The sequence below is a fragment of the Butyrivibrio sp. AE2032 genome, from assembly GCF_000702965.1.
The window spans coordinates 281,964-297,010 of the sequence record NZ_JNLF01000006.1 but is presented as its reverse complement, the minus strand read 5'-3'; the positions used below and the strand labels follow the sequence as shown (position 1 = coordinate 297,010).

The 15,047-nt window shown below is 43.3% G+C and carries 14 protein-coding genes; all 14 read left to right on the top strand.

What is annotated here, in order from left to right; genetic code table 11:
- Positions 1-11 precede the first annotated feature (11 nt).
- The 14 genes from fliI (at position 12) to fliY (ending at position 15,041) form a co-directional block, all read left to right on the top strand.
- Positions 12-1,370 (top strand): flagellar protein export ATPase FliI, encoded by a 1,359-nt coding sequence (fliI, locus tag BO18_RS29625; RefSeq protein ID WP_034452328.1) that lies wholly within the window; start codon positions 12-14, stop codon positions 1,368-1,370.
- Positions 1,371-1,376: 6 nt separating this feature from the next.
- Positions 1,377-1,835, top strand: a complete 459-nt coding sequence (locus BO18_RS29620) for a flagellar export protein FliJ (RefSeq protein ID WP_034452325.1) — start codon at positions 1,377-1,379, stop codon at positions 1,833-1,835.
- Positions 1,836-2,783: a hypothetical protein gene (locus BO18_RS29615; RefSeq protein ID WP_051689303.1), complete on the top strand. Its 948-nt coding sequence runs from the start codon at positions 1,836-1,838 to the stop codon at positions 2,781-2,783.
- Between the two features lie 145 nt (positions 2,784-2,928).
- Positions 2,929-4,440 carry a flagellar hook-length control protein FliK gene (locus BO18_RS29610; RefSeq protein ID WP_034452322.1) on the top strand — a complete coding sequence of 504 codons (1,512 nt, stop codon included), beginning with the start codon at positions 2,929-2,931 and terminating at the stop codon, positions 4,438-4,440.
- Between the two features lie 25 nt (positions 4,441-4,465).
- Positions 4,466-5,161, top strand: a complete 696-nt coding sequence (locus BO18_RS29605; RefSeq protein ID WP_051689302.1) for a flagellar hook assembly protein FlgD — start codon at positions 4,466-4,468, stop codon at positions 5,159-5,161.
- 33 nt (positions 5,162-5,194) lie between these two features.
- Positions 5,195-5,620, top strand: coding sequence for a TIGR02530 family flagellar biosynthesis protein (locus BO18_RS29600; RefSeq protein ID WP_034452321.1), 426 nt, complete (start codon positions 5,195-5,197; stop codon positions 5,618-5,620).
- 161 nt (positions 5,621-5,781) lie between these two features.
- Positions 5,782-8,814, top strand: coding sequence for a flagellar hook-basal body complex protein (locus tag BO18_RS35865; protein ID WP_051689301.1), 3,033 nt, complete (start codon positions 5,782-5,784; stop codon positions 8,812-8,814).
- Between the two features lie 194 nt (positions 8,815-9,008).
- Positions 9,009-9,944, top strand: a complete 936-nt coding sequence (locus BO18_RS29585; protein ID WP_034452320.1) for a hypothetical protein — start codon at positions 9,009-9,011, stop codon at positions 9,942-9,944.
- 414 nt (positions 9,945-10,358) lie between these two features.
- Positions 10,359-10,541: a flagellar FlbD family protein gene (locus tag BO18_RS29580; RefSeq protein WP_034452319.1), complete on the top strand. Its 183-nt coding sequence runs from the start codon at positions 10,359-10,361 to the stop codon at positions 10,539-10,541.
- Positions 10,542-10,566: 25 nt separating this feature from the next.
- Positions 10,567-11,370, top strand: coding sequence for a motility protein A (locus tag BO18_RS29575; RefSeq protein WP_034452317.1), 804 nt, complete (start codon positions 10,567-10,569; stop codon positions 11,368-11,370).
- A gap of 3 nt (positions 11,371-11,373) precedes the next feature.
- On the top strand, positions 11,374-12,207 hold the full coding sequence (locus BO18_RS29570) for an OmpA/MotB family protein (protein ID WP_034452315.1): 834 nt from the start codon (positions 11,374-11,376) through the stop codon (positions 12,205-12,207).
- 23 nt (positions 12,208-12,230) lie between these two features.
- On the top strand, positions 12,231-12,773 hold the full coding sequence (locus BO18_RS29565) for a flagellar basal body-associated FliL family protein (RefSeq protein WP_034452313.1): 543 nt from the start codon (positions 12,231-12,233) through the stop codon (positions 12,771-12,773).
- A gap of 23 nt (positions 12,774-12,796) precedes the next feature.
- Entirely contained in the window at positions 12,797-13,780 is a 984-nt protein-coding gene (gene fliM / locus BO18_RS29560) for a flagellar motor switch protein FliM (protein ID WP_034452312.1), read from the top strand.
- Positions 13,781-13,784: 4 nt separating this feature from the next.
- Positions 13,785-15,041, top strand: coding sequence for a flagellar motor switch phosphatase FliY (gene fliY, locus BO18_RS29555; RefSeq protein ID WP_034452311.1), 1,257 nt, complete (start codon positions 13,785-13,787; stop codon positions 15,039-15,041).
- Positions 15,042-15,047 lie beyond the last annotated feature (6 nt).

The window sequence follows — 15,047 nt, the reverse complement described above, 5'->3', positions numbered from 1 at the left end:
GAGATACTTATATGCTGGTATCCTCATTTGATCTTTCAAAATACAAAAAGATGGCCAACGCACCATTTTACCGGACAAGAGGTAAAGTGGTTAATGTCATTGGTCTTACTATTGAGTCAGCAGGCCCTGATGCCAAGCTTGGAGATATCTGCCTTATCTATCCCAAGAAAAAGGATGATGACTCCCTTACTGAACATGTGGTAAAGCCTGCCATGGCAGAGGTAGTAGGTTTTAAGGATAACCATGTTCAGCTTATGCCCTATGAGAATACCAGTGGTATCGGAAATGGCAGTATTGTTGAGAACACTGATTCTCCTCTTCGTGTAAACGTTGGTGAAGGTCTTCTTGGTCAGACTTTGGACGGCCTTGGAAGGATTGACGGAACCAACTACGGTCAGGGTGTTCAGTTGGAGGGCGGCGTTGCCTATTCAGTTGAGAACCAGCCACCGGATCCCATGACCAGAGATCCGATCTCTGAGGTGCTTTCTCTTGGAGTTAAGGCAGTTGACGGACTTCTTACAGTAGGTAAGGGACAGCGTATTGGTATCTTTGCCGGTTCAGGTGTAGGTAAGTCCACACTCCTTGGTATGTTTGCGAGAAATACCCAGGCGGATATAAACGTTATTGCTCTTATCGGAGAGCGTGGAAGGGAAGTAAGAGAATTCATCGAAAGAGACCTTGGCGAAGAGGGTATGAAGAGGTCAATTGTTGTGTGTGCAACCTCTGATAAACCAGCCCTTGAGAGACTTAAGGCTGCCAAAACAGCTACCTCCATAGCAGAGTATTTCAGGGACAAGGGAAAAGACGTACTTCTTATGATGGACTCCCTTACCCGTTTTTCCATGGCTCAGCGTGAGATAGGTCTTGCTTCAGGGGAACCTCCTGTATCAAGAGGATATCCACCATCAGTATATGCTGAGATGCCTAAGCTTTTGGAGAGAGCCGGAAGATCACGTAAAGGTTCTATCACAGGTCTTTATACCGTGCTTGTAGATGGTGATGATATGAATGAGCCTATCACGGATACTGCCCGTGGTATTTTGGATGGACATATTGTCCTTAACAGAAAGCTGGCTCAGAAGAATCATTATCCGGCAATTGATGTTCTGGCAAGCATCTCCAGATGTATGTCTGCAATAGCTGACCCTGAGCACAAAAAAGCTGCCGGTAAGCTTAAAAACGTCCTTGCTACCTACAATGATGCCGAGGATCTTATAAATATCGGCGCTTACAGAAGTGGTGCTAACAAGAACATTGACTATGCTGTTTCCAAGATTGAAATGGTCAACAATTTTCTTATGCAGGAGACTGACGAGAAGTTCACCTTTGAAGAGATCAGAGGTCAGCTCCTTGCCATGTTCAACGATTGATAGCCTATGGCAAGATTTGTTTACAGAATGCAGAGTGTCCTGAATATCAAGCAGCAGACTGAGAATCAGACCAAGATGGAGTTTGCTGTGGCTCAGGCTGAGCTTAATAAACAGCTTGATATACTTCAGGAATACATAGACAGGAAAGCTGCATACCTTCAGGAAGCTGAGGAGCTTCGAAACGACGAATCTCTTAAGCTTCAGGATATTCTGGATAATCAGTATGCAACTGCCCAGATGGACGTTATGATCAAGCACCAGTCCATGGTGGTCCAGAAGGAAGAGCAGAAGGTTGAAAGAGTGAGAATAAAGCTCACCAGGAATATCCAGGAGAGAAAGATGCAGGAGACCTTGAGGGACAGAGCTTTTGCAGAGTTCCTTGAGGAACAGAAACAGGAAGAAGCTAAGGAAAACGATCAGCGAACCAGCTTTACCTACGGACAAAGACAGAAGGAAGATAATTAAATGGCTGATACCAACTTACTGAATTCACCTGACGACCCCAAAGCCGCCAGGGCCAAGCTAAAAGCTGACAAAAAAGAATACAGGAAAGCCCTTAAGGAGCAGCGCAAAGCCCAGAAGGAAAAAGAGCAGGAATTTGCTGACAGAAGTGCGGAACTAAGCGGTGATAACGCCGGCGGTTTTGCGACAATCGTCATCACCTTCCTTATTATCCTTATCTGGCTTGCTATCATGGCTCTTTTAGTTAAACTGGACGTTGGTGGTTTCGGTTCAGATGTACTTGCTCCAATCCTTAAGGATATTCCATACGTTAATCTTATCCTTCCGGAAGGTTCTGTTGAGAAGAAAACTGATAGCACGACTACAGAGACTACAGTTGATGAGTCAGGAAATGCCACAACCGGAGCTATTGATAACCTTGATGATGCACTTGCCTATATCAGGAGACTTGAGAAGGCTTTAAACGATGAGATGCAATCTAATGCGGATCTTCGTACCGAGAACGAGAAGCTTAAGGCGGAAGTTGCTCGTCTTGAGCCCTTTGAAGAGCAGCAAAAACAGTTTTATGAGGAAAAGGCAAAGTTCTATGAGGAGGTTGTTTATGGCAACAACTCTCCTGACGCTGAGGCATTTGCTCAGTACTATGAGATGATCGATCCTGACAATGCTGCAGAGATCTATGCCAAGATCAAGCAGCAGGGTGTAGATGACGCTGCTATCAAGGCCTTTGCGACAACCTATTCCAGCATGAAAGCAAAGAGCGCTGCACAGATTTTTGACGAGATGGTCAATGAGAATCAGATAACTCTTGTCTCCAAGATACTGGCTCAGATGAGTGTTGAGAATCGTTCTGATATTCTTGCTGCCATGGAGAAGGAAAATTCTGCCAAGCTGACTCAGCTTCTTGAGCCTACATCTATGGAGCAGAAGTCAACTAAGATAACAGGGTAAAACTATGAAGATGTCAGGGAGAAACGTCCATTGGCATCTTCATTTTTTTTATATAAACCTCTTAAGTTTGAGGCTGAATAACCGATATACATAACGAAGTACTACGGGTGTACTTTGGGTACAAGAAAAAGAAAGGAGGAGTTGCATGGGCAGTGCAAATAACGCAGTAAGCGCTATTGCAGCTTACATGGCACAGGGCACTGCAGCCACAAATGTTTCAAATGTCGTAAGCTCCAAAAAGAGTTCTCAGACAGCAGCTACAAGCTTTGACAATGTGTTCAATAAGGTTTCGGATTCCCTCATCCAGGCCAGAACAACGGAAGCTTCAAAGGATGTAAATCAGGCTCTTAACGCTGCAAAGCAGACAAAGACAAATGATCTTACAACAAAAGCTGAAACAACCAAGGCAGATATACAGGTTGATGAGAACACTAATACTAATCAGGTGGATACAAGTTCGCAGGAAGTGAACGAGAATACCACTGAAGTGGCAGCAACAAGTCAGACAAATGAAACACAGGGCACGGAAGCTGATACTAAGCTGCAGGAAGCCATCACTGAAGATGGAAAAGAGCTAATGGCTCAGATCGCAGAGACCTTCGATGTAAATGAAGAGGATATAGTCAATGCGATGCAGGTACTAGGCCTTATGGCGGCAGATCTTTTAGACCCGGCTAACATACAGATGCTTGTGACAGAACTTACCGGTCAGGAAGAGGCCATAGATCATATTACAGATTCTGATATATATACATCACTGCAGGACCTCATGGAGGGTGCGGAGAGTATGAAGAGCGAACTTATGAATGAGTTCAATCTATCAGAGGAAGAACTAAGGAGCGCTGTTGAAGATAGTAAGAATAGCTTCAAGGAGCAGTTTCAGACAGAGAAAAACCAGATTCAGCAACAGCAGCCCGAGATCTTTTTGAATCCTCGGGAAAGCGTAATTAAGGAACAGCTGAACACCCAAAAGACCACCGCACCACAGTCTGAGGCGTTCACAGAGAAGGTCCCGGAAGAAAAGTCTATAGAGATCATCACGGAAGACTCAAAAGGTAGCAGTGATAACAAAGGAAATTTCCATTCCGGTGCCGAATCATCCAATCTTTTCAATCAGGTGATGAATAATATCGCAGATGCTGTAATGAATGCAGATCCTACATCCTCTGTAAGCTACACCGACAGAGCACAGATGGAAGATATTATCAGACAGATCACTGAAAAGATCACTATTTCATCAAAAGCAGAAGAGACATCAATGGAATTGCAGCTGCATCCAGCCAGTCTTGGTAATGTAAATGTACTTCTTACCAGTGGCAAGGACGGAATCGTAGCCAAGTTTACAGCCCAGAACCAGATAGTAAGAGAAGCTGTTGAAGCTCAGATGGTTCAGCTCACACAGAAGTTTGAAGAAAATGGCATTAAGGTAACATCTATTGAAGTTACAGTTGGTGGCCATGGATTTGAACAGAATTTAGAGCAGGGCAACGACAGACAGCCTGGTCAGGCAGGAACTGATAAGAAGGTTAAACCTCTTAGAAGGATCAATCTTTCAGAGCTGGAAGATGACCAGATTGAAGAACTCACCAGTGATGCCGACAGAATAGCTGCTTCGATGATGGCAGTAAACGGAAACTCAGTTGACTTCAGTGCATAACTGAAGAACAAAGAGGTTAAAGAATATGGCAGATACAAGTTCAGTAAATGCAATCATTAAAAATGGTGAAGTAATAAACTCAGGTATTAAGACCAAAGAGCAGGAGGCAGCATCAAAAACTACTCCTAACGGTTATGATAAGGATGCCTTCATGCAGATCCTTGTAGCTCAGATGAAGTATCAGGATCCATTGGAGCCTACATCCAATACTGAGTATATTTCCCAGTACGCAACCTTCACACAGGTTGAGCAACTCTCCAATATGGCAAGTGCAATGTCCTTATCAAGGGCATCTGAGATGGTTGGAAAGACAGTTACCATTAAGCAGACTAATGCTGAAACAGGTACTTCTTCCGAGATCCAGGGTGTGGTTGACTACGTTAACTACAGCGGAAACAAGGCATACCTTAATATTGGCGGCGTTAACTACGACATAGAAGATGTAGTTCAGGTTCTTGATTCCAGCTACACAGAAGCTCTTGAAGCTGTAGCTGATTTCCAGAAAGCTATCGACAAGCTTCCTAACCTTGACATGATCACGGAAGAGGAGCACGGCCTTACAATCGATACTATGTATCAGTACTACAATGAGAATATGCCTGATAAGGCTAAAAAGATGATGGACAAGAACTACGTTACTTCACTTCTTCAGTATGTTAACCGTATTGATGATATCAGGGAAGATGACCACAGGAAATTTGTTGAGAAGGATAACTCATAACTGATCGATTTGTTATCATGGAGGACTAAAGACATGACGTTGGATAACAGACAGTTTATGTCCATCGGACAAGTCCAGGATCAATACTTAAATCCCAATACTCCTAAAGTAGGCAAGGATGCAACCCCCTTGCCTACTGGAGAAAATTCTTTTGCTTCAGTTCTAAATAAAGTAAAGGAATCAGCCGATATAACTAACAGTGAAGGACCTGTTAAGTTTTCTAAGCATGCCATGAACAGGCTGAGCCTTCGAAACATTGAACTGACTAGCGAGCAGATGGACAGACTAAATCAGGGCAAGATCGAAGCCAGTGAAAAAGGCATAAAGGATTCATTGATCCTGGTGGATCAGCTGGCATTTATAGTAAACGTACCCAACAATACCGTAGTAACAGCAATGGATCAGACAGAAAACAAGAGCAACGTATTCACTAACATAGACGGAGCAGTTATTGCATGATTGGCCCGAAGAGGGGTTCCGGCTTAGCCGGCAGGTGGACGTGCCTGACCCTCCAGGAAATCTTCAGATCCCGGACAGACTGCCGGAATCTATCCGCAAAACTCTTGCTTCGTCCGAAATCAAAATTGTAATGGCTTTTATTTGATGGAGGACTTTGCCTTATGATGAGATCACTTTATTCTGGTGTTGCAGGACTTCGTACACATCAGACCAAGATGGACGTTCTTGGTAACAACATTGCTAACGTAAATACTACTTCTTTTAAATCACAGTCAATCACATTCTCAGATCTTATGTATCAGACAACCCAGACAGCATCCGGAGCAACAGAGACAAAAGGTGGCGTAAATGCACGCCAGATCGGTCTTGGTGCTAAGTCAGGTGCTATTGCAACTGCAATTGAGTCTCAGGGTGCAACTCAGACTACAAATAACCCTTTCGACATTATGATAACCGGTAAGGCTTTCTTCGTTGTTAACAACGGTAAGGAAGATCTTTACACAAGAGACGGCTCTTTCTACGTAGACGGCGCCGGCAATCTTGCAATGCAGTCAAACGGATACCTGGTACAGGGCTGGGTTGCTCAGGAAGATAAAGAGACCGGTGAGATCAAGGTTAACAAGAATGGCGGACTTGCTTCACTTCAGATCATGAGTGCAGACAATGCCACATATTCACCTGCATCCACAACAGCAGCTCTTTACTCCGGAAATATCGATGACCACGATACAAACGTAACATCTGATGATGGTAAGACAATTACCCTTGAGTTCTACGACAACAAGGGATATCTTTACACGGGAAAATTCACACTGAAGGATACAGGAACAGACCATCTGTTTTCACTTCAGCTGACAGATATTATTGATTCTGATGGAAATACCATCAATAAGACATTGGCTGATGGCACAACAACTCTTGATCACATTAAATTTGGATCAAGTGAGTCTTTTGACTACACTATTTCTGATACTCACGAAATCACAGTTGGATCAACAAGCGCTGAGATTTATCAGAAAGCAGGAACAAAGGTTTATACTGATGTACCTAGAACAGGTGTCCTTTCAGACCTTTTGACATCCAGCAAGACAAGCTACGCCGGAATTCTCAACAAGCTCTATGGCGTAACAGATAAAGAAGTTATTGACCAGACTAATGGTTATTCAAAGACTTCAGCATACAGTATTGATGACTCTGGTAAGATGACCATTACCTATGAGAAGGATTATGTAAAAGCTAAATCACTTAATTCCGGTTTTTCATACAAGTCAGGAAATACTGATGCTTATTATGTGTCAAATGGTACAAAAGGTGAGGCTTATCAGGTTCCTACAAGCACTAGTGGAACAATGAAGGATCTTATTGCAGCTACAAAGGCAACTCTGGAAAAGGTATTTGGCATAGATTCAACACCTATGACAACCTATACCTCAGACAGTAGCTATTCCTACACATTTAAGACAAATGCAGGAAGTACAGCTGATGTATTCACAGTAACAAAGAGCTCAACACTTCCAGCTACAGCAAGTACAGCAAAGTACGAGCAGATGGACGATTATACAAGTTATGATGCAGATTTCATGGATGGTTCTGGCAACCTTACACTGAAGTCTACTACAGATGCTTATACAGCAGCTCATCCCGGCGAGAAGCTTTTCTATTCATACGCATCCGGAACACTTAAGGTTGTTGGATCAAAGGTTGATTCTACAACTACAACACCTGATAAGTCATATTCCTATACAGGTAATGTTACTGGATATACAAAGAATGCACTTTATGCGGCATCTTCTCTTACAACAGCTCAAAAAGTTGAATTGGCAAAGGTTCTTGATAATGTTGTGACTCCTTCTCCTGCTTTGGTTGTTGCTGGTGATGATGCTCAGACAGCAACTAATCTTACAACTTATTTAAATTCTAATGGATACACACACCTGACCTTTAGGACTATTACCGGAACAAGCGGATTGGAACTCTACACATCTGAGCCATCAGTAGTTGAAGACACTACTAATGTAGTATTTACCGGAACACCTTTCTCAAAGGCTTACAATGCAGCAGAAGGCAGTGCAGCTACTCAGTTCACATCAAAGACTCCTTCCACAGTATTCAAAAACTCCTCTGATGGATCTGCGTATGTATTAACAGGAAATGAAGCTAAACTTGGAGACTATAACGCAAATGTACTTAACACAGTTTACGGCATTGATCCTACAAGTACAGCAATGGGTTATTCTTCAACATCACTGGTTAAGTTTAGCTCAACAGGTGCAATTACAATTTATGATAACTTAACAGCAAATCCTACCTTCAGCTCTGATTACTCAACATCTGAAGGAAGCTCAGATACAACTATCAGTTTTGTAACAAATAATCCTACAAGTGCATACTCAAACGTTCCATTAAGCGGCAATATTACAGATCTGTTATCAACAGCAACAGGAAGTCTTAAGGATCTTCTTAACTCAGTTTACAATGTATCCGATGAAGATGCTGACGCTTTTGGAACAGACGGAACCTATAAGATCAACAACGATGGAAGTATTTCATTAAGCACAGGTTCAAAGACTGTACAGCTTGTTTTCAACGCTGCAAACGGTGCTCTTACAACAGCTAATGGTGCCAAGGACGGTATGGTTGACATGTACTTTGACCAGAGCATTGACGGACTTGAGGCATTTGGTTTCCAGGTTTCAAATTCCAGTGATCCTTCTGAGCAGGCTAAGAAGGGAACACTTGAAGTTGATTTCTCAACCGTTACTAACTACAACACATCAGGCTCATCAACAATCAAGGCTGTTAAGGGCGACAAGAAGTCTCTCAACACAGGTAGGGCAGTAGGTGAGATGAACGGTGTTACAGTAAGTACTGACGGACAGATCTACGCTACTTATTCAAACGGCCAGACAAAGCTCCTTGGACAGATTGCATCAGCCGAGTTCGCTAATGCATCAGGTCTTTCAAAGGAAGGAGATAACCTGTATAAGTCAACTCTTAACTCCGGTGATCCTACAGTTCAGGATATCACTACAGACGGTGGCTACATGAATACAGGTGTTCTGGAAATGTCAAACGTAGACCTCTCTAAGGAATTTACAGAGATGATCACAACACAGCGTGGTTTCCAGGCTAACAGCCGTATCATTACAGTATCCGATACACTTCTTGAGGAGCTCACAAACCTTAAGAGATAATAGATAGCTCTTTTAACCAAATAATCCATCAAATAAAAATATCCCTTCGGAATACGTCCATTCCGGAGGGAGTTCTTTTAACCTGAATTCAAATTATAAAATCTTAATAAAACTTTCAGATTATACCCATAGAATATGCGGGCTTAAACAATTAAAATTAATGCACAATGGGAAGGTGTGAAAGGAGGCTCTTTATGGCTGTTATTAATATAAATCCGATCAGTATGGCGCAGGGGGCAAGCCCGGTAACGCCTGCTGCCCAGCCAAGGCCGGCGCAGGTTGGGAAGACAACCGGTGGGAGTGAAAAGGTCCTGGACGCTGCTAGAAAAGAAATAGAGCGCCGGGCGGATTATAGAGAAAACTTAGCCACTAAGGAATATGGTCCTGTAATATCAAGGTCCAGTGATGGTGATACTGTGAGAGTTAAGGCCTCTACCATTGATCAGGCAAAGGCTATGGAAAGTGCGGGTGCTTATGAGGTTCCTCAGATGTCCCTGCGGACTTTTGATGCTGCTAAGGACCTCCATGAGTATGGGCTTATAGAAGATAAGTTGCAGGATTTTGATCTGCCGGGAAAGACTGATGTCGCAGATAAAGCTGCTACAGCTGAGAAAGCTGACATTCCTGAGAAAACAGATATTCCTGAAAAGCCTGCTTATGAAGCGCCGAAGCCTGAATATAAAGAGTTAGAGTTTCCTGAGGAAGTGAAGGAAAAAGCTTATGAGGCACCTGAAGTTGCTGCAACAGCTGTACAGCCTCAGCAAAGTGCTGATACCGCAGCTGCAACAGTACAGGTTCAGCCATCTGCAGAGACGACTTCATCCGCAGCATCTGCAGAGACTTCTCTTCAGGGAGTTTCTGATGCAGAACTTCAAAGGAAGTATCTTCAGGGTGATATTTCCCAGACAACCTATAATCAGGAGATGGAATCCAGAGCTGCCAGAGAAGAACAGCTTAAGGCAGAATTTAGCAAGGCATCAAATGATATAACAAATGATGCGGCAAAAGAGACAGAGAACGAAAGAAGCGGTGAAGCGATCGAAGCACTTGGATCCGAGGATTCTTCAAAGAATATTCCCATTGATGTAAGAGAGCAGTTTGTACAGACTATGGATGATATGGGAAGCTGATTTTTCCTCAATTCATGGAAGATAAAGTATAAATGGGATGGACCCCCGAGGCAGGAGATAGCCCCAGGGGGTCTTTTTTATTCTTTTTTTAAAGGAAAATATTAAAATTGTACTGTTAAGTATTGAATATTAGTGGTAAAATGTTTTTAATACCACAATATGTAGTATTATGCCATGATAATGCAATTATATTGATTATTCTTTTTGTTGGGGGAAGGTTACGGTTCTGAATTTTGTTTCAAAATAATTCCCAACAAGTGAAATTATGCTTCAATTATGTCCAAATTGTGAACGTTTCCAGGAGATTTAGCCTCGGAAACGTGGTAAAATTAGTACATAGAGAAATTTAATTTCAAAAATGATTGAAATTTTTGCAAATAATGAAATTATTGGTTCCGAAAGGTGGCGTTTTATATGGGTTCAATTATTGAGCTTACCAAGTTGGATACCAGGAAAATCTACATAAATGCTGACCTTATTGAGACTGTCGAAGCTAATCCCGACACAGTCATTATTTTAATGTCCGGAAGAAAACTCTTGGTCAAGGAAAAACCTGAGGAAATTTATAAGATCATCAATTCTCAGAAAGTAGAATAAACTATTTTATTAAGGAGGATTTGTTGTGGATATTGCGTCATTACTTGGTGTTGGATTATGTTTTCTTTTCATGATCCTCAGTATTGTATTTTCCGCCGGAATCACCGGTGTTAAATACTTTTTGGATGCTCCATCTGCGATGATCACATTCGGTGGTGCTTTCATGGCGGTTCTTGCGTCAAGAAGTATGCCCAGCTTTATCAGCGGTCTTAAATCCTATACGCTGATATTTAAAATGCCTAATGATGATACCAAGACTACCATTAAGAGCATTATTGACTTGTCTAATACGGCGAGAAAAGAGGGTTTGCTTGCTCTGGAAGAAGCTGCCGGAAACCTTGAAGATGCCTTCATGAAAAAAGGCGTCATGCTTATTGTTGACGGTACTGAGCCTGAGCTTGTTAAGAGCATTCTTGAGGCTGAGATTGATGCCATGTCCGAGAGACATAAATCAAACTATTCCTTCTTCGGTGACGTTGCAGGTATGGGTCCTTCCTGGGGTATGATCGGAACCCTTCTTGGACTGGTTCTGATGCTTCAGAACATGTCAGATCCTTCATCAATCGGACCGTCCATGGCGGTTGCCCTCATTACGACATTCTACGGATCCGTTCTTGCGAACTGGTTCTGTTATCCTGCTGAGAATAAGCTTAAGGCAAGGGATAACGCTGAATATATGGCAAAAAGTATTGTTATTGAAGGACTTCTTTCTATTCAGGCTGGTGAAAACCCACGTGTTACTGAGGAGAAGCTTAAGTCATTCCTGTCACCTGGTGACAGAGCAGCTTATGAGGCTGAAAATGGTTCCGGAGATGGCGGAGGAGAATAATAAATGGCAAAGAAACCAGAAGAAATAAAACCTGGCTTGCCGGCGTGGCAGGGTACCTTTGGTGACCTGATGAATCTGCTCCTTTGTTTCTTCGTTTTGCTTTTCTCTATGGCAACTATGGACGCAGCGAAATTCGAAGAGGTTGCAGCTTCCTTCAGTTCCGCGTTTGGTATTTTTTCAGGTGGTGAGATGGCTATAGGCCAGGGAGCTCTTATCGGAGATGGTGTATCCCAGCTCACAGAGCTTTCAAGTTATGTTACATCCATGGGTCTTGCTCAGAGCGGAGATGACTCGGATTCTGAGACGGCAGATGTGGGAGATATGGATCAACAGGAGCTTATGGAGGCTGCTGAAAAAGAGCAGCTGGAGGCTTCCGAGGAACTGGCTGAGAAGATTGAAAAAGCTCTTGATCAGGGTGAGATAGACAATCTTGTATCCCTGAACTACACCAGCCAGTATGTACAGCTCACAATCCAGGGATCAATTCTTTTTGATTCGGGTAAAACAGATATTAAAGAGGATGCAATCCCTGTAATCGACAAGGTAGGACAGATCCTTGAGTCCTATGCCGGTGGAACAATAGAGATTGAAGGACACACAGATAACGTGCCTATGTCCGGTGGCGGAAAATATGCCAACAACGATGAGCTTAGCTCAGGAAGAGCTCTTTCAATCTTTTATTATCTGACTGAGCACACAAATCTCGATCCGGCAAACCTGGTTCATACAGGAAGAGGTCAGTACGATCCAATAGCGGATAACTCTACTGATGAGGGCAGAGCCCGTAACAGAAGAGTAGAAATAAAGATCTATAATCCATTAAGTGCTTCATACTAAAACCTTAAGGAGAATGAAAACTTATGAAAAAGAATCTTTTATCAATAATCATTCTGGCACTTCTTATTGTCAATCTGGCTATGACCGGATTTATGATGCTCAGTGTCATGACTACAAACTCTCAGACAGCCAAGATCATTTCTGACATTGCTGCAGCTCTGGAGCTTGAGGCCAATGGTGGTTCCACCGGAGGATTTTCCGGATCTGCATCAGGTGTTGTAGCTGTAACAGATATGGCTACCTGGGGCTTTACAGGAGATGAGAAGCTTACGATCAACCTTAAGCAGGGCGCTGATGGTAAGCAGCATTATATGGTTGTTGAGGTTGTATTCTCTCTCAACAAGGCAAGTGCAGATTATGCAACTCTTGGTTCAGAAGATAACCTCGCCAACGTAAAAGAAGTAGTTAAATCAACAATCACAAGCACTCTTTCCAGCTACACTCTTGAAGAACTTCAGGCTGGAGCAGATGAGACTGCAAGAGAGACTATTCTTGAGAATGTTCAGGAAATGTTCAATTCGAACTTTATCTATGATTGCAGCTTCTCAAGTGTACTTTATAACTAATTATTTATTTAAGGAGATAAGCCTTGAGTGAAGTACTATCACAAAGCGAAATAGATAGTCTGCTGTCAGCACTCTCAACAGGTGAGCTTGATGTGGACCAAATGCAGGCCACGGACGAGAAGAAGGTCAAGGATTACGACTTCAAACGTCCGGCCAAGTTCTCCAAGGAACATCTTCGTACTTTGGAGATGATCTACGAGCATTACGGTCGTCTTTTGTCCACCACATTGCCTCTGTATTTGCGTAAGAACGTATCGGTTTCCGTGGCAAACTCAGAGACTGTAACCTATTCAGAGTTTAGCAACGCCCTTTCCAATCCTGTTATCCTGGGTGTTATTAGTTTCCTTCCGTTACAGGGAACTATTATCCTTGAGCTTCAGGCTAACATCGGATTTTCCTTCATTGACAGAATGCTGGGAGGTGAAGGAAACGGACTGGACAAGCCTAGACCCTTTACTGACATCGAGATGCCTCTCATAGAGAAACTGGTTACCATATGTATGCAGCTTATGGTTGAGCCGTGGCAGAACGTTGTGGCCATCAATCCTGTTATGGAAAGGATCGAGACAAACCCACAGTTCGCCCAGGTTATTTCACCTACTGATATGATTGCCATTGTAACTCTTAACATCAAGATAGGTGATACAGAGGGACTTATGAACGTCTGCCTTCCATATTTCACGTTAGAGAGTGTTATGGATAAGTTGAACACCAAGTTCTGGTTCTCTACGATGCAGAAGAACGCAGAAGAGGACTACGAGGAACATCTGGAGGCTATGGTCAGACATGTGGATGTGCCTGTGAAGGCTGTCCTTGGAAGATGTAATGTTTCAGTTAATGACTTCGTGCATTTACAGGCAGGAGATATTATAAGACTTGATAATCGGGTAAATACGGATATGCAGATATTTGTTGGGAATATCTATAAATTTACCGCTTTGCCCGGTACAGCAAAAGACAAATATGCCGTACGGATCACGTCGGTTGTAAGAGAGGAGGAAGAGTAGGAGCATGGATGGAATGTTATCTCAGGACGAAATTAATGCTTTGCTAGCCGGTATGGATACTTCCGGTGGGGGCGATGCTGCACCTGCAGATGCTCCTGGGGATGCTGATCTAGGAGGTGGCGATGCGCCTGCAGATTTTGGCGGAGGCGGAGGTAGCGGTATTGATGAGTCTCTTCTTACCGATACTGAAAAGGATGCCATTGGAGAAGTTGCCAATATCAGCATGGGATCATCAGCTACAACGCTGTACTCCCTTGTCAACCAGAAGGTAAATATTACCACTCCTCAGGTTGAACTGGCTAACTGGGAAAATGTGATACAGAACTATGAGAGGCCCTGTGTATTCATTCAGATCAAGTACACAGTTGGTCTTGATGGAACAAATATCCTGATTCTGAAAGAGCATGACGTTATGGTAATCACCGACCTTATGATGGGTGGTGATGGTACCAATACAGAAGGAGAGATCGGTGAGCTTCAGCTTTCTGCTATTTCCGAGGCTATGAACCAGATGATGGGCGCTGCTGCCACATCTCTTTCTACAATGATCAATCAGAAGGTAGATATTAGCCCGCCACAGTCAACTCTGCTTGACATGATCAATGATGATCCATCTGATATCGCTGAGTTCCTTACAGGAACCTTTGTAAAGATTTCCTTTAAGATGCAGGTAGGAGATCTGGTGGATTCAACTCTTATGCAGTTGTATCCTATCGACTTCGCTAAGACTCTTAAGGATACTGTAATTGCCGGTGATGCAAGCGCTGCTGGAGAGGCTGCGCCTGAACCAGCTCCTGCACCAGCTCCTGAACCAGCTCCTGCACCGGCTCCGCAGCCTATGGGAATGCCGGGAATGGATCCATCTATGATGGGACAGGGTATGCCACAGATGGGAATGCCTCAGATGGGTATGCCACAGATGCAGATGGCAATGCCACAGATGCAGATGGCTCCTCAGATGATGAACATGAATATTCAGCCTGCTCAGTTCCAGACTTTTGCAGGTGGAACTTCCATTATGGCAGGTGGCGAGAATATCGGTATCATCAAGGATGTTCCATTGGAGGTTACAGTTGAGCTTGGAAGAACTGCCAAGCCTATAGCAGATATTCTTGATTTTGCTCCCGGTACCATCATAGAGCTTGATAAGGTTGCCGGTGAACCTGTAGATGTTCTTGTTAACGGCAAGTTTGTTGCCAAGGGAGAAGTTGTAGTAATCGAGGAAAGTTTTGGCGTACGTGTGACAGAAATTGTCCAGTAAGATGGG